A 20,398-nucleotide genomic window follows, 5' to 3' on the forward strand; every position below is an offset into this window, starting at 1 on the left:
TTTATTAATATTACTGAGCTCTATTTTTAAACCTTTGCCAGTTATTATATAAAGCAGCTCCATGGTAATTATATTTATTTTGTAGTATATTATTATTGATATTCCGTACACTCTCAATATTTGGAATAGGTTTAATTTGGCTTCCATTTGAATTGTAATAAATACTGTTTCCTACATTATCTATTAATCTACCATCAGTATTGGGTATACAAGTTTTACCCAAACAGGTTTTCCCATAGTGTGTTCGTAATGAAAGAAATGTCTCTGCCCTGACAATATTCTCAACATGTGTTCCAAAAATTTCAGCCGTTGTTGATCTGTCTCCAAATCTTTCTTCTGATGTATCCACTTCTCCTAAAGCAAAATACCCATAAACATGCCCCATTTCATGTGCAATAGTTGTATATAATGGAGAATATTGTAAGTCCTTTCCTGAAGTTGTCCAAACACCATCTGATGGGAATATTTTTAGATCAATAATATTACTTATCCCATGTCTTACCTGTGAATCTCCACTCGTAGAGTAAAAATGTATATCTCTTTGTGTTCCCTCTTGATTAAAATAATTAATCATCGTATTTCCGATCGATGTGTTATGATCTAAATAACTAAGCCCTGCTATAGTCTGCATAACATATTCCGATAATTTTGTAGTTTCGTTTACATTCACCCATTTTCCCTCTACCTGGTGCTGTGCTCCTCCATTACTATATCTGTATTTAGTTCCATTTGTATCATTGATATAGATCCATTCTCCATTAATATCAATATATTTAACCGGATTTCCGGCAACATAATTATAAGGAGATAAAGAGTTGTAAGTTTCACTATAATTATCTAATACTCCCCATCTCCCAATATCAGACATATACATCCGGGCTCCGTAGTCATTCCAGCCTGTTTCTTTCTTGCAGCTCCTTTCCGTTATACTGATAATTGTAGGCTGGATTTGCTGTTGGAGCCGTTCCTGCATTATGTCTTAAACCAAATGGACAATAATTGTTTTCTTCAATGATTTTTGTTCCTACAATATTTTTGTATAACCTTAAGGTCCAAAATGTAAATTTATTAATTCTAGTCTCAAATAAAAACCACTGTGGAAAAACAGTGGTTTTTATTTACTTGGTGATGCGAGCGAAAGGCTCGTATCAACGGGACAACTAAGGAATTATATATTATTTATAAGGTAGAACTCCATTACAAATAATTAGTTCTTGCTTATATTGTTCACTCAATTTATTAATAAAATGATTTTCATAACCTGGAATAACACCTATGCCTAAGTACATGTTGTTATTTTGGATAAAAATCATTCCCTTGGGGTTTTGTAAATTATTCCCGTTTTCAAAATAAAAATTATAGTTTCTATTAGGCTCAGCTAAGACGAATGAAAGCATTTCAAAATAATCATAGGTTTCCAATTCTGTATCTCCAAAAAATTGAGGATATTCAAAAACTTCATCTGTGGTTTTAAAACCTATTAACCAATTTTTTATAAAGTCAAATATAAACTCTTTTTCAACCTTATCTATAAATAGATATATATCTGTTAATTCCATAAATTATTAGGACTTTAGTCCCTTATTTATAAATTCCGTCGCTTTTTCCAATCTATAAACTATCCCTTTGGAGTATTTTAACTTCAAAAACTGAATTATTTTCATGTTTTAATACGGTAATTGTAGCCAGTTACTAATAATAGGTGTCTTATCATATTCTTTAGTTAGTTTATCTATGAAATCTTTTTCACAACTTTTATTAACACCAATTCCCAAATACATTGAATTGTTATTAATAAGAATCATTCCTTTAGGATAATATTGAGAATTGTTTTTATTGATAAAATAGAATTCATAATTCCTGTTTGGTTCAGATAAAATGAATGAAAGCATTTCGAAATAATCTTCAGTTTCAAACTCCATTTTTCCAAAATATTCAGGGTATCTGAAATATTCATTTTTAGGCTTGAATCCGATCAATCAGTTTTTCATAAAATCAAATATAATTTCTTTTTCAATTTTATTGATGTGTATGTATAGATCAGTTAATTGTGATTCATTAATATCAGTGAAATTTTTGACAACGTATAATGTACGATTACCCAGCCTTGGCAGAATAATTTCCATTATTTTAATATAGTGGTCAATAGAATCATATGATAGTCCGGCTGTGAACACAACCAGCTTGTCATTTGTTTTTAATAGATAATAAGTAAATACCAGAAAGTTTTCTATCGCTTCACATGAGTTTAAGTGATCATCTTTAAAACCTATTATTTTTTCAAATTCACGTTTTAATTTGTTCTTACCTCTTAGTCTGCTATAACTATTTCCATAAATTTTAACAGCCTTTTCAATGGGGAAATTTACGGCGGTAAAATCTTTGTTATCAAGTAAGCTTTGATAATCGCTGTCTATATCTGTTACTATTAAGCTCATTTTAATTATTTAGTCTGAAATTCTTAATTGGGATCCCGATTTAAACTGCTCTGCTCCAGTTCCACACTGTGTTGGTATAGCCTAAACGGCTATTTCCTTCAGGTTTTCTACAAATGTAATATATTGATTCCTAGTTCAGGTAAAAACCACTATGAAAAAACAGTGGTTTTTATTGTGGATACGAGCAAGACACTCCCGCCAACCGGGACTTTGTGAAACTTCTATAACTAATATTTTAGATGATATTCTCGTTTTCTTCTTAATTATCAACTACAACACTCCTCCAAGCTGTTTTACAACTGTCTTTCCATTCTTTTGGGAAATTTTCATCAGTCAATATACTTTTAGGTATTGATACATATTTTAGTTTCTTAACTTTTTTTTCCTGTTTTAGGACGTAGAAAAAAGGAGAATCTTTGTATTTTAAAAAATTATCTCCAACATTTACACTATCAATACTTTCTCCTAAAAAAATTAAAGTATCTGTTTTGTTAAATCTTGAAATGAGCGTGTGAGTAAAAAGATTTTTTCTTACGGCAACTTTCTTTTTTATCTTTCCTTTTATCTCGACCTTAATATCTGCTAAAATAAATTTATTCTCATTTTTTGGAGAATAAATAAATAGAAATAATATTAGACCTGCAATTGCAAATGCTGAAATTAGGTATAATAATTTTTTTCTTCCCATTTAAAATATTTTTTTTAAAAGTATATAATCTGACCAAAATACTTTAGCTCCAACACTCCCACCATGTCCAACCCCATTAGAAATTGTAACCCATGTTGTTTTACTTTTTTGACCTTGCCACAATTCTCCATCGTTTGTTCTATTACCCCAAGATTTAGAATATCCCCAGATCCCAACTCCAAAGGCATGTCCAGAAGATTTTCCGGCATATCCTTCTGCATTAAAGTTCTTCTTATCATTATCAACAAATGTAGAATAAAATTTACTAACGCCTACTGAGCCTTCAAGACCTGTATTTCCTCCTTTATAACCATATAGAAAGCCACTCCCGGCATTATCGCCAGATATAAAATAAACAAACGATACCCCTCCATTCATTCCTCCTCCAAATGTTCCACTATAATCAAGGCTAAAACCTACTGCGTGAACGCCTTTTTTCTTATAATCTTCTAAATTTATCGTCATCGGATTTCCAATTTCAACATCTGTGTCTATTTGTACATCCTTTTTAATATCTGAAATAATACGGTACATAATATGTCCTTTATTATTTCTTATTATTATATCATCAGGCTTATTGTTTTTAAATTTCGAAAAATCAATCCCTTTAAAATATTCTTTTCCTAAAGTAAAATCAAGCATATCTGAGCCTACAGCTGGACTATCAACACCTGGGGTATCATAGCCCAATGTAATACGACCATTCGAAAAACCACTTCCTGTATTCTTCCAGGATCCTCCAAGTTCAACCATGGTTTCCAGAGAACTCTTTCTTTCCTTTCTTCCATCCGGATCTATAAATGTCAGTGGATTATTATAGGCATATCGATAAGGTGACCATGCCCTGCTGGTTTCTGCTAATGGATCTATCACTCCCCATCTCCCAATATCAGACATATACATCCTGGCGCCATAATCATTCCAGCCTGTTTCTTTTTGCAGTTCCTTTCCGTTGTACTGATAATTGTACGCAGGATTTCCATCCAAAGCATTGTATCCTGTGTGTCTTAAACCAAATGGATAATAATTGTTTTCTTCAATGATCTCTGCTCCTGTTCCAGCACTGTTTCTGGTGTAGCTTAAACGGGTATTTCCTAAGTGATCCGTATAGTTGTAAATATACTTATTATTTTCAAAATTATAGTAACCTTCCGCTGTAGGGACGAATCGGAGGGTCAGGGGAGCACTTGCCGATAATCCCTGGGTCTCATATTGGAAACTGTCCAGGTATTCTGTTGTTCTGGAAGTCTCCATATTCTGCCTGCCCATCCCATAGGTATAGATCTTTTTAAGCTTGGTACCATCTGCTTTGTAGAAATATTTTGTATTGACATTGTATTCACCATCTGTAGCTCTGGGCACAAAAGTCTGATCAAACTTCACATAATTAGGTAAATTCAGAAAGTTATAATTAATCTGTAAAACACCTTTGTCCACATGATCTTTCATATTCCCATTATCATCATAGGTAATGGTATTTCCAGAACTATCAGGATAACCACTATAATTTCCCGAGATATCAGCCACAGAGTTAAGTCTGTTTCCTGTATACTGATAAACCAGATTATCCATAAGCTGTGCTGTTCCGGAAAAACTCTTTCCATTTCTTTGTAAAGAGGTGATATTTCCGTTCAGGTCATAGGCTAAGGTCTCATTAAAAAATCCGTTTTGCGGAAGAGAAGCTCCGGGCTCGGAATAAACTCCTTTTGTCAGCCTGCTGAGACCATCATATTCATAATTGTATTGTCTTAAAACCTGATCGGAAGCTGTTTTCCAGTTCACTTCTGCAATGTTTCCATTGTATTTTCCAGGAGCAATTCCCGGAGACTGTGGATTATGGTATTTTAATTCATAGCCGAAAAGCTTAGTTCCCAAAGCAGCCGGATCATTCATTTTGGTAAGCGCTCCACGGATGTTGTAGGTATAATCTATACTCTGAAGATTACTGCCTACTTTTTTATTGGAAAGCTGGGACAGTTCATTATACGTATTTTCCGACAGTAATTCCTGAGGCTGGGTACCAACCTGATGATAATGTTTTTTCAGGCGGTTCTGGCTGTCATATTCAAACGTTTGTACCAGGACTTTCTCCGTGTCGGTGCTGAGCCTTTTGTGATAGACCTTGGTCTGTTTGGCCAGGCCTGTAAAATCAAATTCAGATTCTGTTTTGGTATAACCTCCCAGGTGATTGATAGTATGGGTCCCTGCTGCACGGCCTTTGGTATCATAATAGACATAATTCTTCGTCCAGCTGTCATCATCAATATTCTTTACAAGGCTTAACGTAGGGAGCGCCTTAGTACTTACGGAAGCATTCTGTCCGTCCGTAATGATGGTTTGGCCCAGTATTGAGCCGGGAAAAGCCGGAGCAAAACTGTAATTCGGATAAGTATCATAATAATTAATACTTAACACCTGTATCAGACTTGCAGGGAGCGCTCTGTTTGTATAATAGATGGGCATTCCGGATATGGTAAAAGAGCCGGCACTTCGTAATTCAAATGTATAGGCCGCACCTGTAATGCTTGTTTGAAGGCTCTGTCTTGTAGCCGTATTGTTCGTAATACCTGTTAAAACGATTCTTCCGAATTGATCATATTTGGTAAGCATCCATTTATTCTGAACTCTGAGATTAGCATCCTGGCTCATTACCAATTGGTCTGCCTTATTGTAGATCAGATATTCCCAGCCTTTTCCGGGAAGTTTCTTTTCTACCAGTCTTCCAAGGCCGTCATAGCGATACTGGTAACATAGATTGTCAAGAGTGGCCTGATCCAGTGAAGAAGATCCGGAGGCCAGTGGCGGAACGACATAAGCCAGTCTTCCATAAAGGTCATACAGATAATAGGTATCCACATTGGCGGTACCGGTGTTTTTCCTGACCAATACGGTCTGGCCTTTTCCGTTCTTAAATTCCGTAACCATATTTCCATCTTCATCGGTAACGGAAGTTTTCATCAGGGTATTTACTGCAAACACAGTGGGAACGCCCGGCACAGAATGGCTTCTTCCGTCTGTCCATGTAGTGATAAGAGGGTATTTTTTCACCCCGTCGCTTGTTGTATTGGTGGTGTATTGAAAATCCACATGTTTTCCGCTCCATGCATTTCCGGTTCCTGTGCTTTGCTTTACCCGTTCCAGGGGAGAATTTTCAATAACCTGCTGGGCATAAATCTTTTCGCTTCCATAAATTCCGGGAGACGTGGCATTCGCCAGCGGGTTTTCATAAATTCCTCCGTTTCTTGTTTCTGTCTGCGGTACCGGAAGATAGGATTTTGATACCCTTCCGTACTGGTCGTATTCAATATGTGAAACCACATCTTTTCCGGATGGGGAAGCTTTTACGGCAACGGACTGTTTGGGCCGCCCGAGACCATCAAAATACTGTACGGTTTCTGCTTTTTTGACACAGTCTGCATCAAGACAGCTTTTGCTGTAGATATAGTTTTCCGTATCAGTCTGCTGTGCAGAGAAAAAAACACCTGCAGCGATAATACAGAATATATTTAAAATTTTTTTCATTGTTTTGAGTGCTAAAGTTTGACTTAAATCCTTCATGAATCCAGATCCTGATTATGGTTTATAATTGTACCTGAATTCCTTCAGCGTTTTCCCGTTCATATCCATTACTTTCTGCAGTCTTCCGGCAGCATCATACACATTGGTTTCCCTGAACCCGGAAGGGGATGTTGAGGAAGTGACACCAATAAGCGGATCATAGGTGCTGGTCTGTATCTGGAAATTTTTTAAAGCAGCATCATTTCTCAGATTATTAAGTGCAAGGATCAGCGCCGGCTCATTGGCCGGATTATCGTTGTCTGCATCAGAAGCCGTAATAGCGGACTGTACCGTCTGCAGATTGATAATATCAGCGTACAAAGCACCTGTAATCACAGCAATAGGCTGGGTTTTGTGGTATCCCCAGATGGTAACAACGGGAATTCCATCTTTAGATTTCACTTCCCATGCATTTCCCATTTCGTCATATACCGTAATATTTCCCTGTGTCTGAGGAGTCTGTGTATCCATTTTATACACTACCTGCGAGGTAGGGAATATATGGGTGGGATCATCAAATTTTGTTTCTGCTCTGCCGGTAAGCACACCTTCCTGTTTCACTTCTGTTTTTAAAGGAATACCCACAAGATTGGCATCCAGAAGTTTTTGGTTATTAAGATCTTTCGGATAGAAAATATTCTGTTCCGTAACAGACCCTGAGAAATCCGTGGATACCTCTTTGGTCATTAAATTGTTGGCGGATTCAAAGAATTTTTGAGTTTGAGATTCCAGCGTGCCTGTATTATCTACCTTAAGTTTAGTGGTGGTATTGACAGATTTTACCCAAACATACTTAAATGGATTAAACACATGTTGAACCCAATTGGCTGTAATATATTCTATGGTATTTTGATTAGAAATTTCCTCTATCAGATTATTTCCGGAATCAAATTTTTCCACTTTTTTCATCAGTCCTGCTTTTTTCAATGAGTGGTTAAGATCTATATCCACTTGTTCATCATTGACAGTACCATAAAGAGCGTCTATTTCTTCAGGCATCAGATAGGTATATTTTGCCGATATATTTTTTACAGAATCTGTCACTTTTACATTCTGATACATCACTACTTCCTGCAGGTTTTTAAGTCCCGTTACTCCTAGGCTTATATTCTCTTCCCAGTTCCCGCCGTCATTATAAGAATAGCCACTGGATTTTGAGGGATCAGAAAACGTATTGTAGTCGAACTTGATAACACTAGTGGGAGAAGCTGCATTATTTTCATAGGTTTTTATAGATTTAATCCGTCCTCCTTTTGCATATCTTATGTTACGGCTCATTTTTTTTACACCAAAGATTTTGGCCTTACCGTTAGGCTGGGTTCCCATAAACCTGAAAAACAAATTGCTGTTGGTTCCGGGATCAAATTCTCTTACCTGATTTTTACCACAAAGTCTTACAGCATCATATTTATATCTTTTTAATGGGATGGTATCATTTCCGATAGCAGTTTTAGATATTTTATAATTGAACCACAAATTAGGATCAATCTCGGTTTTAAATTCTGAATCTATTTCTTCACCGTAGCTTGTTGTTACCAAAAACCGGGAGTAATTCTGTGGATTGTTGATGGTAAAAGGAATGCTGGGTGTTTGAGGATTAGCAGTAACCTCGGCTAATTTCTGAACTTCAAAATCGGAATGGTTGTAATCGCCTGTTATAGAAGAATAGGCATACGGTTCAATATGAACGGTATTTACTTCATACTCATATTCTGTTCTTCCGCCGGTAGGATAAGTAACCGATTTTAGAAAATCAGTTTTATACTGACGGGGATTTACTGCTCCTAAACTATAAAAATTATCATAATCAATCCGGCATGGATAGAAGAAATTAACATATCCGTAAGTATCGTACATGCTCATATCATGGGATGTTTCCTGCGGTATATGATAATTGAAATCGTATTTACCCAGTATTGTTCCGGCACTGTCTTTCTGTACTATGCGATAGAGCAGATTTTTCGCTGTATATCCGGAAGTATACTCAAAAGCATATTGTTTAATGAATTGCCCGGCTTTATTTTTCAGAGATATGCTATTAAGCCAGACCCTATCCTCAAGAGAATAAGTTCCGTCAGTAACATTATAACTAAAATTAAGGGTACCTACTCCATGAATATTGATTTTCTTCACCCTGTTCTGTACAATTACTTTACCTGTTTCAATGGTTTTGCTGCGGGCCATATATTCATAATCGACCAGTAACCTGCCTTTTTCGTCAAGAATTTTTGTCAAAAGGAAAGCGCTTGTAAATTTTTCTTTTTTGGGATCTGGAATCCCTCCGCCGCCACCTCCTGGATGCGGATTAGGGGAAACTGGCGGATACTCATACCGATAAGAAACGTTCTTTTTATCAAAAATATATTTGAATCCGTTTTCATCAATAATTGTGAATGAAGTAAAAATACTGTCAGATTCTTTCTGAATCAATATCTTATTGGTGCTGGGATACGTTTCTATGGCTTTTTGATCTCCAGTGTTGCTGTCCCGCTTAATAAGAAAACGTCCGGCTCGCCCCAAAAAACTGTATTGATAAACATTCATATTATCATTGAGCCCATAATACAGGTATCTGCTTACCGAACCTGCGCCATCATCAAGGTTCCAGCCATGCCCTGCATCTCCTGTTCCGGACAGGTTGGATACACTTTCCGTATCATAGCTTAATCCTATATCAATTTTTAATGCCGATCTTGATGTGGGCATACCTCCTAATGGAATACTGACATCTGTTTTCCCTTTGGAATAGCCTCCTTCATAATTCCTGAGAATGGATTCCTTCTGAAATTCAAATACATTGGTCTGGGCGTTTCCTGTCGTATATGCCAGAATTAAAGTAAAAAACAGGCTTTTTATCTTTAAAAAATGTTTTTTTATCATGGTTTTATTTCTTGATGAGTTTAGCATTTGCCGTTTTATTATTATACGTTTTTATAGTCACCAGATAAGTCCCTGAGCTTGCCGAAGAGCCGCCCTGAATAGAGCTGGCCTGTATCAGATGCTGCTGATCAATGGTTGTGGTAACATGGCTTGGAAAATCCTGGGTAGAGAATTTAGTATTTTTCTGCCACAATACTTCCTGGGCAGACAGCCCCAGGAGCGTGCATAAAGTGTATGCATCGGCGTAGAATTTCTTCATCTGCTTTTTGTGTTTTATTTTAGATTAGTTTTTATAATTTTGCGGCAAATTTAACATTTTTTAACGTACCACAAGCCTCTTTCAATAAGATTTAACGTAGGTCATATCAATTCCTTGTTTTGTACTTCTGCCCAATGTTTGTGATGTAAAGGTATTCCGGCAAAACGACAAATGATGACGTATTATATTTGTATTATTTTATTTAATTCCGTTTTTGAGGTCTTTTGCTCAGCAGGTTAGAACACCTGACTCATAACCAGGTGGCCATACAAAATAAGAACCCGTCTCACAACCATTTGCGGGACGGGTTCTTTGCGTAATGGCTTTACAAAAAAGAGCCATTTATATTTTATGATTTAGCAGTTTACTCCTTTATAAACTTCCCGGTAATCACTTCCCCTGGACTTTGAAGTTTAAGGATGTAATTTCCGGACGGGAGGTTGCTCACATCAACAGATTGGGTTTTTAAAGGAGATAATGAATGCATTATTCTTTTCCCGTTCATATCATATATTTCATAGCCGTTCGCAGGACCAGTGATGGTAAATTTCAGGCTGTTTTTGACAGGATTAGGATAAATTTTCACTTTGTCTTTGTCTTTTTCTAGGTCGGTAACAGATAAATTGTTCTGGGAGAAGAAATATTTCCGCAGCGTACCCACATATTTTGTCTGGCCTCCGTATGCAATAGAGTAGATGCCTGCCAGTACAATGGAGTTTCCATATAATTCAAACCCTTGGTTGTACACGTAAGAAGTGCCGGTACCAATGATTGGGGTAATGATTTTGCCGTCTACACCAAAAGAAGGATCCAGATTTCCATCGGCTTTCATTCTTAAAGCATAAAATGTGTGATGTCCTGTTCCTCCGATTATAAAAGAATTATCCGGCATACGTTTTACTTCTACAGGATCAGAATTCGACTGTATCGGCAGGACAAATGCACCACCGTTTTTATAGGACGGATCTAAAGTTCCGTTGGGAAGAAGACGGTAGGCAATCAGCCCGAAACAATTGTTTCCGAAACAGAAACTTCCGGAAGTAAAACCCTGTATTTTCCCGTCTTCCAGAAGCTCGAGGCGGGTATAGTCACCTACATATTCCCCTGAAGAACGCATGAAATGTCCGTTGGTTCCGAAGCCGGTATCAAGATTGCCCGCAGCATCAAATTTTGAAAGCAGCATATACCGGTTGTTAGGGGCAATCTGATATTTCCCCCCGATGAAGATTTCGTTGTTGGCATTCACTACCACTTTTCTGTACAGATAGGTTGAACCCAAAGCGATCTCTCCGTTATTGGCAAATGTAGTATCCACAAGGCCATTGGGAAGCAGGCGTACTAATCTGTGATCACTGCTGATCTTTCTGATCACATAGATTTTTCCGGCCGGATCAATATGCATATCCATATAATCTCCGGATTGATTATAGATGGTAAAGCTGCTTACCGGATTTCCGTTTTCGTCTATCTTTAAGATCCTTCCTCCTGTGCTGCCATCCAGCACAATATAGTTGCCATCGCCTGCGGGCTCTACTTTGTTGTAAGTGCGTGGAGGAGACAAAAGTTTATAACCTAACCCGTTATTGAACGTTGGATCTAAGAGGCCATTCGCTGTAAAGCGGGCATAGCAACTTACTCCCACGGCGAGAAGTTTTCCGTCCGGAAGTTGGGTGGTATCATGAATCTGGAGGCCACCGCTGGGCTGTCCGTTCGTGTAAAACGCAAAATTAGAGTATCCGTTGTTCTGGCCATACGTGGTATCCAGTAAGTTTTCCTGTGCAGAAAAGGTAGCTAAACAGGATAATCCTAAAAATAAGAGAATTTTTTTCATGGTTTTATTAAAGCGTCAAATATATGATTTTACTTAACTTCTTTGCGTTAATTTTTTAAATAAAGCACTATTTGGTGTTTTTTTTGACACAAAAAAAGCCTCTGATCATTCAGAAGCTTATCTTTAATTGGTTTTTTACCGATTATTGACAGTATGCAGAATCTATATGTCTGCAAATACCGTCTGCACAGCAGAATTTTATATTGCAATACTGCTCATCATTGCAATACCTAAGTCCTCCTTTAATGGTTTTTAAATTCTCGCGTGAAACTTTCTTTAAATTTTTCATAATATTTTAGTTTTTAATGCATCACTAAGATATGAATAATTCAAACATGAGGGATATTTTTTTATGATAATCTTCTGTTTAAGAATTATACAAGGGAATTTCAGCATATTCTTTGTGAAGCTGTGTTCAGATTTTTTTGCTCTTACCAAAAATAGGTATGAAATAATTTGCGAAACCGAAAAGTTGCACATATATTTGCAACTGATTGGTTTCATTAAAAAAGTTATAAATGCGCAGAGATATTTTCCAGGGAATTGCAGACCCAACCAGACGGGCTATTATCGTACTGATTTCATTACAGGCGATGACCCCCAATGCCATTGCCGATAATTTCAGCATCACGCGGCAGGCTGTGTCAAAGCATTTGAAAATACTGTCCGAATGTGAGCTTGTAAAACAGGAGCAGAAGGGCAGGGAAATTTACTACTCTCTTGAAATTGAAAAAATGAAAGAAGTAGACCAGTGGTTAGAACAATTCAAAAAGATTTGGGAAAACCGGTTTAATCAATTAGATGATCTATTAACAACAATTCAAAAAACAAAAATATGAACAATTTACTATTTGACTTTATCGTTGACAAATCAACCAATACCGTGTTGATAAACAGAGAATTTAATGCAGAACAGTCTTTGGTCTGGGATGCATTTACAAGACAGGAACTTCTTGATCAGTGGTGGGCGCCAAAACCATTTGCTTCAAAAACAAAATCAATGGACTTCAAAGTAGGTGGGGTAAGATTGTATGCTATGGTAAGCCCTGAAGGACAGGAGATGTGGGCTATGCACCAATATACTTCCATTACTCCCAAAACCAATTTCAAAATGCTGAATGCATTTGCAGATCAGGACGCAAACCCACAATTACCCGGTTCCGATTGGGATCTTAGCTTCAGTGAGCAAAACGGGATCACAACCGTAAGCATCAGTATTTACAATGATTCTCTTGAACGGATGGAAAAAATGATTGAAATGGGATTCAAAGAAGGATTTACCATGACCCTGAATGAACTGGAAGAATTATTGAACCAAACAAAAAATTGAAACCATGAAAAAGGGCAGAACTCAATTGCTTAAGTCAATGCTGCTGGTGGTCATGGTGTTTGTAGCGTGTACCTCAAATGCACAAAAAATGAAACCCTCAAACAGTGGATACGCCCCTGTGAATGGGATCAAAGTGTATTACGAAGTCTATGGTAAAGGAGATCCTGTTGTTTTATTGCATGGAGCATTCTATACTATTGATATGAACTGGGGAGAATTGATTCCCGAACTGTCAAAAACCAGAAAAGTCATTGCCATTGAAATGCAGGGACATGGGCATTCACCTTTTTCAGAAAGAAAATTGTCACTCAATACATTAGCAAGTGATGTGGAAAAAGTAATGGACTATCTGAAAATAGAAACTGCGGATGTAGCAGGGTATAGTATGGGAGGTTCCGTTGCCTATCAGTTTGCTGTTCAGAGTCCCAAAAGATTGAGGAAGCTGGTCATTATTTCATCTACTTATAAAACAGAAGGCTGGCTGCCTGCCGTAAACAATGCATTTAAAGATTTCAAACCTGAATTTTTTGATAACACTCCACTGAAAACAGGATATGATGCCGTGGCACCGGATAAAACCAAGTGGAGACCCTTCTTAATGCAGATGTTTGATTTTTCACATGTCAAATTCAACATTGGAGATTCTAATATTTCTAAAATCTCCGCTCCCGTACTCTTGATAGCAGGAGACAATGACGGACTGGACAAAGTAGAATTAATGAAAACCTATCAGTTACTGGGCGGCGGCGTTACTGCGGATTTAGGACCCATGCCAAAATCACAGCTGGCAATTGTTCCTGGGCAAGGGCATGTGAGCCTGATGATGCAGACACAGACTATACTAAACTATCTGAACGGTTTTTTTAAATGAAATTTTGCTCTGAGAATCCAAACAGAGGAGATCTAAAATTGCACCGGATATAAATCTGGTCAAATCAATAATGATTCCTTCTTTGTATTCGAACGGCTTCTTGTAGTATTAAATAAAAACAGCAGAAATCCCAGGATTTCTGCTGTTTTTATTATTTGTTGCTTACCTTTTATGATTTCAGGATGTGCAATGTCCGTTTCCTACTTTCCGCCGCCGCTGTTTTTTTCTACATCGGTTTTGGTATTTCCTTTTACTTTCTGGTTTCCGAAACGTTTCACGAACGAAAGTGAGAATCCGTACCAGTCCGACCTCATCGCAGATCTGAAAGTGCCCGTTTGGCTATAGGTGGTATTGTCGAAAATAGGTCTGCTGAAAATATTCATCAGCTGCAGGCTTACTTCCACCTGGGTTTTCGGGAATATTTTGGTAGCAGAGATGTTATGGAAAATATTCGTTTTATTGGCGAAAGAGTTTCCGTTGTTCTGGTTAGAAAGTTCCACCCATGCGCTTAGGTTAATATTCTTATTAAAAAGATTCGTATAGGAAAGATTGGCTGATGCCCCCATATAACTGATGTAATTTTTGCTCTCAAGCTTATTCACCTCGTTAAAATCATGGTTATCGATATAATACCATCCGACGCCTACATTCACATTCAGCTTATTTTTAAGAAAGGTTTGGTTGGTATTGGCAAAAAGATAATATTTCTGAACTTTTCCATTCAGGTTGGCAGGCAGGGTAACCGTTTTGCCGGCTTCTTCCACAAAAGTAGTCCAGTAATCCTGGTCTGTATACATATACCTTGCGGAAAGGAAGTACTTTTTCTTGAATCCGAATTTCATATACAGCCTGTGGCTTGGGTTCGGCTCCAGATCCATATTTCCGCGGGAGAAGGTTCCGTCATTCGTAGGAACCAGAAATGGATTGAATTCCGCATACCATGGGCGCCATAAATTACGGTTATAAGTAAGAGTCAGGTCATATTTTTCCGAGAAAGAATATTTAAGTAATACATTGGGAAGGAATGTACCGTAAGAATCCTTTCTTGAAGTACCGGCAATATCCTCTCTCATTTTAAAATCAATATGCTCATAGCGGATCCCGATTCTGGTTTCCAGCTTTTCGAACAAAGTTTTGCTGTAGTTCGCATAGAGGGAATTGATATTGTCTTCGTAGTGGAATACATCATTGGTACGAAGGTTATCGGCATTATTTCCGGTGAGGTGGTTAGGAATTACATTATTATTGAAATCCATTTTTCCACCCACTTCAAAGCTGCCGCCTTTTCCCAGAGGTTGGGTATAGTCAATCTTCAGATAATAATTTCGGGTCTGTTCGTGAGAATCTATTCCAAGCTGATTGATTTCCGATGAAATATTTGAAGTTCTTAAAAATTCATTCAGGTTTTTCTGGGAATTGTAATTGGAACCTATATTCACGTCCAGGATCCGGTTCTTTTCCTTATCATAATATTTATAGAAGGCATTGGTCCCCAATGTGCGGAAACGGCCGTTTACATCCTGATCCTGATGGTAGGAACGGTATAGTGTACCATTCTGGGTTCTCTCAAAATCGGCATCAGAATTGGAAATATTTTTACTCTGATAATACTCCAGGATAAGGCCTACTGTATTTTTATCATTCAGCTCATATTCGGAAGTGGAAGATACAGATGGGTTTTTACTTTTTCCAAGGGTCTCATTGACAATATTGGTGACATCATTGTCTTTGTACAGGGAATTGAGACTGGTATTTCTCTGGAAATACGTATTGTCGCCGTAACTTCCGATCAGGGTTTGTGTAAAACTTTTCTTATGGTAATTTAGGTTGAGGTTGGTATACTGTGAGTTTTTGGTATTCTGCCTGTTGTTGAAGGTTACACTTCCTTTAATTCCTTCATCATCTCTTTTTTTCAGGACGATATTGATAACCGATCCGGCTGTCTCATAGCGGGAAGAAGGGCTGGTGATCACCTCAATTTTCATCAGGTTGTCCGCAGGAATAGTTTTCAGATATTCCTTTAATTCCTTCCCTGTAAAAACAGATTTTCTGTCGTTAATATAAACCGTCACCGATTCTCCTTCTGCTTTTATGGCATCATTGTTATCAATACTCACTAAAGGCGTCATCCTCAAAACATCCCATGTGGTATTTCCTGCCAGGATAGAGCTGTTGGATACATTAAAAACCGTTCGGTCCGCTTTTGATTCCACGGTAGGTTTTCTTGCGGTAAGTGTAACCCCTTCTATCTGATTTTCCTTCTGCTTGATGGTGTCATTTTTAGCCTGGGCAAAAACTAAAGACCCCATTAATAAAGCAATCGAAGATATAATTATTTTCATTCAAAATGATATTTCACCAATAAGACACTTATAAGTGCAACTTCGTTACATCAGATTCAAAAAATAAATAAAAAGTTAACAGTATGATCTTTTATGATTAAAATGATGAAGACTGATAAAGTAAAATGTTCATTGGTACGTTCATGATATAAATAAGAAATCTATTCTTATATTTAGTATTCTGATAACGGCTAAAGCTCAGAACAAAAAACAAGAGAATGAATTTAAAGAAACAGATGGGACAGTTCCCCAATGAAAAAAGAAAGACCTATTTCAGTACGCTGGCCAATTATACCAACGGAAAATTTCAGAATATACTCCCTACACCCGCCCTTCTGGAAGGGGAAAGTATGACCAAACTGCTTCTGCAGACCTTGTGTAAAATAGAAAATGTAAGTCCAAAGCTACCTTTGCCATTCGTTATAACAGACCTTAAAAACCTTCAACACTATGAAAATGTACTCGTATGGTTTGGGCACAGTTCCTACTTCATTCAGATTGATGGAAAAAGGTTTCTTGTAGACCCTGTATTCAGCGGTAATGCTTCCCCAATGCCGGGTTCTATAAAAGCTTTCGCCGGATCAGATCATTACAGGCCGGAAGATATGCCGGAGATTGATTTTCTTCTGATCTCCCATGATCATTGGGACCATCTTGACTATTCAACAGTTCATGCCCTGAAAGATAAAACAGGAAAAGTTATCTGCGGACTGGGTACCGGACAGCATTTTGAGTACTGGGGCTGGGACACAGAAAAAATTATAGAAAAGAACTGGTGGGAAAGTGTTGATTTAGCGGATGGTTTTACGATCACATTGACGCCGGCAAGACATTTCTCAGGAAGGCTGTTGAACAGGAATATTTCATTGTGGACATCCTTTGTCCTTCAGACTCCATCCAAAAAACTGTTTCTCGGTGGGGACAGCGGTTATGGCAACCATTTTACAGAAATCGGAGAAAAATACGGTCCGTTTGATCTTGCCGTAATGGAATGCGGACAGTACAACGAAAAATGGCCTTATATCCACAGTCTGCCGGAGCAGATCATCCAGGAAGTAAAAGAATTGAAAGCCGGAAATTTCATCCCGGTTCATCATTCAAAATTTAAACTCGCTCAGCATCCATGGTTTGAGCCATTGGAACTGGTTTCAAAATATGCGGAAGAAAACAGCACTCCCATTACTCTTCCCATGATCGGAGAAAAAGCAAATCTTGATAAACTGGGAGAGGTTTCATGGAAAAAATGGTGGCAGGAGCTGATGTAAATAACCTGAGTTCGGGATAAGAAATTAAAGGTAAAATGGTTGGAAGCTGGAAGAGGGAGGCTGGAAGTTAATATCAGACATTCATATTAAACACCAATCATGGAATTTGATCAAGCTGGCTTTAAAAATTAAATTGCTTTAAAGTTCTTTTTTCAGACTTCAACAACTTTCCTCTTCCTTCTTCAAACTTCCTTACCGTATGATAAAAACAGAAATGTCTTATCCCGAACTCAGATTAAATAGGATGATATTGATCAAACACTCATACATATAAAGTTTTTACAAAACATACGCTTAGTCAAATCAATCGAAGATTGATTCCTCTTTGCTACCTTAAAATATACATTCAGAAAATAAACCTTACGATAAACTTTCCTATGTTTCAGAAAATCCTATTCAGATATGAATTAGCATGAAACAATAAAAAAATAGACTCCGGCCCGATTCCGGGCCGGAGTCTTCCATTCATCAACAACTAACTAAACAAATACCTATGGTTCCTGATGAGCCACTTTGGTATGGATGATATCATAATATACAGAAGGATTTCCCGCATTGGGAATGATTCTGTAGGTAAATTCCGAATTATTCAGCGTAAGAATATCAACAACCCGTGTGAACAGCACATTTCCATTGGCATCCAGCGCAGTGATCGTTCTTTTTTTACCGTCCGGGGAAACAGACCATGTTCCCTGTGATCTCAGAACATCATTCAGTCCGTAAATGGTAAACGTTCCGTTGGCTTTGAAATAAGAATACCCTACAAATCCTGCGACACTGGCATCCGTTAACGCTACCGGATTTCCGTTCTGGTCTTTGGCTCCGGTTGTTTCCCACGGTGTGGAAGCCAGAATAAGCTGCCCGTTGGTCGGTTCAGCATGGGCTGTTTTTGTATGGATAATATCATAATACACAGACGGATCAGATGGATTTGTACGAATCCTGTAGGTGAATTCATTGGCATTCAGGACAAGAATATCTACCACACGGCTGAAAATGGAAGTACCGTCTGGATTAAGGGCGGTAATGGTTCTGGTTTTTCCTTCAGGATCTACGGACCATGTGCCTCTGGATCTCAGGGCGTCGTTAAGATTATAGATCGCAAAATTTCCGTCAGCCTTAAAGTAGGCAAAACCTACAAATCCGGCTACACTGGTATTTGTCAGGGATACTGGGTTCCCATTGTTATCTCTGGCTCCTGTGGTTTCCCACGGAGTGGACGAAAGAACTTGTGAGGGCGTGAGGGGTTCCGGCATTATATCATCGTTATCAGAGCATGATACAAAAGCAGTAAGCATAAGTACTGCTGTAAACAGGGAACCTAATTTTTTCAGGATATTCATAATCGATATTTTTATTCCCTGCAAACATATTCCTTATGAAAATCAAAATGTTGTATGAAATATTCCTTTTGTTGTAAAATGTATAACTCCCTGTTTTCAGAATTTACTTAATGATAAAATACCTTACCCTTAAAACCTGATGCAGTAATTATATCCGTTTAAAAAACTATTTTTGAATATGAATAACAGGAACCGCGGGAAAAATACAGGAGATGATGCATTGTTTGGCTCAGAAAAACAAGTTGCCAGGCTGAGAATGGCAGTTCAGGATATGCGCTATCTGTTGAGCCGGGATTATCCTGAAAAAGCGTCCTCTGAACTGGTAGGAAACCGTTATAAACTGAAAACACGACAGATCCAGGCGCTGCGGGGTGCTTCTGCATCAGAAAAGCAGCGGCAGGAAAGAAAACTGAGGCAGATGGAAATCACAGAACTTGAAGATAAGGTTCTTTATCTGGACGGTTTCAATGTGTTGATTCTGATGGAAAGTCTGCTTTCCGGAGCTTATATTTTTGAAGGACTGGACGGATGTTTCCGCGATCTTTCGGGTGTTCACGGAACGTATAAAAGAGTGAATCAGACTTTAAGAGCTGTGGAGCTTATCGCGGTATTCTTTCAGAAAACGAAAGTAAAGAAACTGATCTGGATCTTTGACAAACCCGTTTCCAACAGTGGAAGAATCAAGCAGATCATCCTTGATTTTGCTGCAGAAAATAATCTGGATTGGGAAGCTGCATTGGAATACAATCCGGATAAATTTTTAGTTGAAAATTCACAGATCGCTGTGTCTTCAGATGCATGGAAACTGGATCACTGTGAAAAATGGTTCAATCTTATCGGATATCTGATTTCAGAGGAAAATCTTGACGCTAATCTTATAAAAACAGGTGAAAATGGATTTGTTTAAACCCTATCTTCCATTCCTGTCAGACTCATGGAAAGAAAAATATGGAGCTATCTTAGCTGAAGAACATCTGTCCGGTATGGAAAACAATATGGTAAAATTTCAGAACAACCGGCTGGAATGGGAACTGCCGTATTTTAATGAAGAAATAAAGATAGACCGGGAAAAAAGCTTTAATTTATTCATCAATCTGTTTCAGAACAATACTGCTGATGAGGTAAAAGCACTGCAGCTTGAAAAAATTCCTTTTGAGCATTGGCTTGATGTTCTGGGACAGCGTCTCACTTCCGCAAGCATCCGTGATGAAAATGCGATTCCTCCTTTACAAAATATTTTGCTTGAAGCCTGCCGGAAACCTTTTAACAGTGAAATAACCATGGCGCAGAGAGCCTGGGAAAAACATACCGGAAGAACCGATGATCAGTTCTGGGACGAAGTCAAAGGGAATAATCAGCAGAAGCAGGAAAAGGTAATGGAAAAGATCAGCCATATTTTAGACCACAGGACCTGGTGGAATGTTTTTTACCATTATAAGCATGAGCTGGTTTTTGAAGTTCGGGAAAAAGAAGGTCACGGCATTCGCTGGAGTCATGGCGGGAAGCAGCTGATTGGCTTTCTGGAAAAATTTATTAATGAGTAAGATTCTCTACTGCGTAAAAAGATTGCGTATCGGATAAATAATTTTGTGG

18 protein-coding genes are annotated in these 20,398 nt (G+C 37.9%); 6 read left to right on the forward strand and 12 right to left on the reverse strand.

Annotated features, from left to right (window positions below; genetic code table 11):
- Positions 1-10: 10 nt before the first annotated feature.
- The 10 genes from B7E04_RS07335 to B7E04_RS22730 all read right to left on the reverse strand — a co-directional run bounded on the left by B7E04_RS07335 (position 11) and on the right by B7E04_RS22730 (position 11,943).
- Positions 11-973 carry an RHS repeat-associated core domain-containing protein gene (locus B7E04_RS07335; RefSeq protein ID WP_080778077.1) on the reverse strand — a complete coding sequence of 321 codons (963 nt, stop codon included), beginning with the start codon at positions 971-973 and terminating at the stop codon, positions 11-13.
- Between the two features lie 202 nt (positions 974-1,175).
- Entirely contained in the window at positions 1,176-1,559 is a 384-nt protein-coding gene (locus tag B7E04_RS07340) for a hypothetical protein (RefSeq protein ID WP_080778078.1), read from the reverse strand.
- Positions 1,560-1,667: 108 nt separating this feature from the next.
- Positions 1,668-1,979: a hypothetical protein gene (locus B7E04_RS07345; protein WP_080778079.1), complete on the reverse strand. Its 312-nt coding sequence runs from the start codon at positions 1,977-1,979 to the stop codon at positions 1,668-1,670.
- Positions 1,980-2,438, reverse strand: a complete 459-nt coding sequence (locus tag B7E04_RS07350) for a hypothetical protein (RefSeq protein ID WP_080778080.1) — start codon at positions 2,436-2,438, stop codon at positions 1,980-1,982.
- Between the two features lie 259 nt (positions 2,439-2,697).
- The gene (locus B7E04_RS07355) at positions 2,698-3,126 is read right to left on the reverse strand and encodes a hypothetical protein (RefSeq protein ID WP_062652952.1); all 429 of its coding nucleotides are present in this window, start codon (positions 3,124-3,126) and stop codon (positions 2,698-2,700) included.
- Positions 3,127-6,648 carry a DUF6443 domain-containing protein gene (locus tag B7E04_RS07360; protein ID WP_165439420.1) on the reverse strand — a complete coding sequence of 1,174 codons (3,522 nt, stop codon included), beginning with the start codon at positions 6,646-6,648 and terminating at the stop codon, positions 3,127-3,129.
- 51 nt (positions 6,649-6,699) lie between these two features.
- Positions 6,700-9,564, reverse strand: a complete 2,865-nt coding sequence (locus B7E04_RS07365; protein WP_139785360.1) for a hypothetical protein — start codon at positions 9,562-9,564, stop codon at positions 6,700-6,702.
- A 4-nt stretch (positions 9,565-9,568) separates the two neighbouring features.
- Positions 9,569-9,823, reverse strand: a complete 255-nt coding sequence (locus B7E04_RS07370; RefSeq protein WP_080778083.1) for a hypothetical protein — start codon at positions 9,821-9,823, stop codon at positions 9,569-9,571.
- 364 nt (positions 9,824-10,187) lie between these two features.
- The gene (locus B7E04_RS07375) at positions 10,188-11,654 is read right to left on the reverse strand and encodes a T9SS type A sorting domain-containing protein (protein ID WP_080778084.1); all 1,467 of its coding nucleotides are present in this window, start codon (positions 11,652-11,654) and stop codon (positions 10,188-10,190) included.
- A gap of 142 nt (positions 11,655-11,796) precedes the next feature.
- Positions 11,797-11,943 carry a bacteriocin-like protein gene (locus tag B7E04_RS22730; protein WP_449384825.1) on the reverse strand — a complete coding sequence of 49 codons (147 nt, stop codon included), beginning with the start codon at positions 11,941-11,943 and terminating at the stop codon, positions 11,797-11,799.
- 229 nt (positions 11,944-12,172) lie between these two features.
- Between B7E04_RS22730 and B7E04_RS07380 the strand changes: the two genes are divergently transcribed.
- Genes B7E04_RS07380 through B7E04_RS07390 form a run of 3 tightly spaced genes read left to right on the forward strand, consistent with a single transcriptional unit; the run spans position 12,173 to position 13,855 of the window.
- Positions 12,173-12,493 carry an ArsR/SmtB family transcription factor gene (locus tag B7E04_RS07380; RefSeq protein ID WP_080778085.1) on the forward strand — a complete coding sequence of 107 codons (321 nt, stop codon included), beginning with the start codon at positions 12,173-12,175 and terminating at the stop codon, positions 12,491-12,493.
- On the forward strand, positions 12,490-12,984 hold the full coding sequence (locus B7E04_RS07385; protein ID WP_080778086.1) for an SRPBCC family protein: 495 nt from the start codon (positions 12,490-12,492) through the stop codon (positions 12,982-12,984). Before B7E04_RS07380 ends, B7E04_RS07385 begins: the two co-directional genes overlap by 4 nt.
- A gap of 4 nt (positions 12,985-12,988) precedes the next feature.
- Complete coding sequence (locus B7E04_RS07390; protein ID WP_080778087.1) at positions 12,989-13,855, forward strand: alpha/beta fold hydrolase; 867 nt, start codon at positions 12,989-12,991, stop codon at positions 13,853-13,855.
- 200 nt (positions 13,856-14,055) lie between these two features.
- Here the strand turns inward: B7E04_RS07390 and B7E04_RS07395 are convergent, their stop codons facing one another.
- On the reverse strand, positions 14,056-16,197 hold the full coding sequence (locus B7E04_RS07395; RefSeq protein WP_080778088.1) for an outer membrane beta-barrel family protein: 2,142 nt from the start codon (positions 16,195-16,197) through the stop codon (positions 14,056-14,058).
- 218 nt (positions 16,198-16,415) lie between these two features.
- Between B7E04_RS07395 and B7E04_RS07400 the strand changes: the two genes are divergently transcribed.
- Entirely contained in the window at positions 16,416-17,462 is a 1,047-nt protein-coding gene (locus B7E04_RS07400; protein WP_080778089.1) for an MBL fold metallo-hydrolase, read from the forward strand.
- Positions 17,463-17,953: 491 nt separating this feature from the next.
- On the opposite strand, the gene B7E04_RS22360 is transcribed toward B7E04_RS07400, so the two are convergent.
- Positions 17,954-18,805, reverse strand: a complete 852-nt coding sequence (locus tag B7E04_RS22360) for a DUF4822 domain-containing protein (protein WP_080778090.1) — start codon at positions 18,803-18,805, stop codon at positions 17,954-17,956.
- Between the two features lie 178 nt (positions 18,806-18,983).
- Here B7E04_RS22360 and B7E04_RS07410 point away from each other — a divergent pair, with 178 nt between their 5' ends.
- Together B7E04_RS07410 and B7E04_RS07415 are read left to right on the forward strand one after the other, a co-directional pair.
- Positions 18,984-19,712: a DUF434 domain-containing protein gene (locus tag B7E04_RS07410; protein ID WP_080778091.1), complete on the forward strand. Its 729-nt coding sequence runs from the start codon at positions 18,984-18,986 to the stop codon at positions 19,710-19,712.
- Entirely contained in the window at positions 19,699-20,349 is a 651-nt protein-coding gene (locus B7E04_RS07415; protein WP_080778092.1) for a hypothetical protein, read from the forward strand. Before B7E04_RS07410 ends, B7E04_RS07415 begins: the two co-directional genes overlap by 14 nt.
- Positions 20,350-20,398 lie beyond the last annotated feature (49 nt).

This window comes from Chryseobacterium phocaeense (genome assembly GCF_900169075.1).
GTDB classification, from domain to species: Bacteria; Bacteroidota; Bacteroidia; order Flavobacteriales; family Weeksellaceae; genus Chryseobacterium; species Chryseobacterium phocaeense.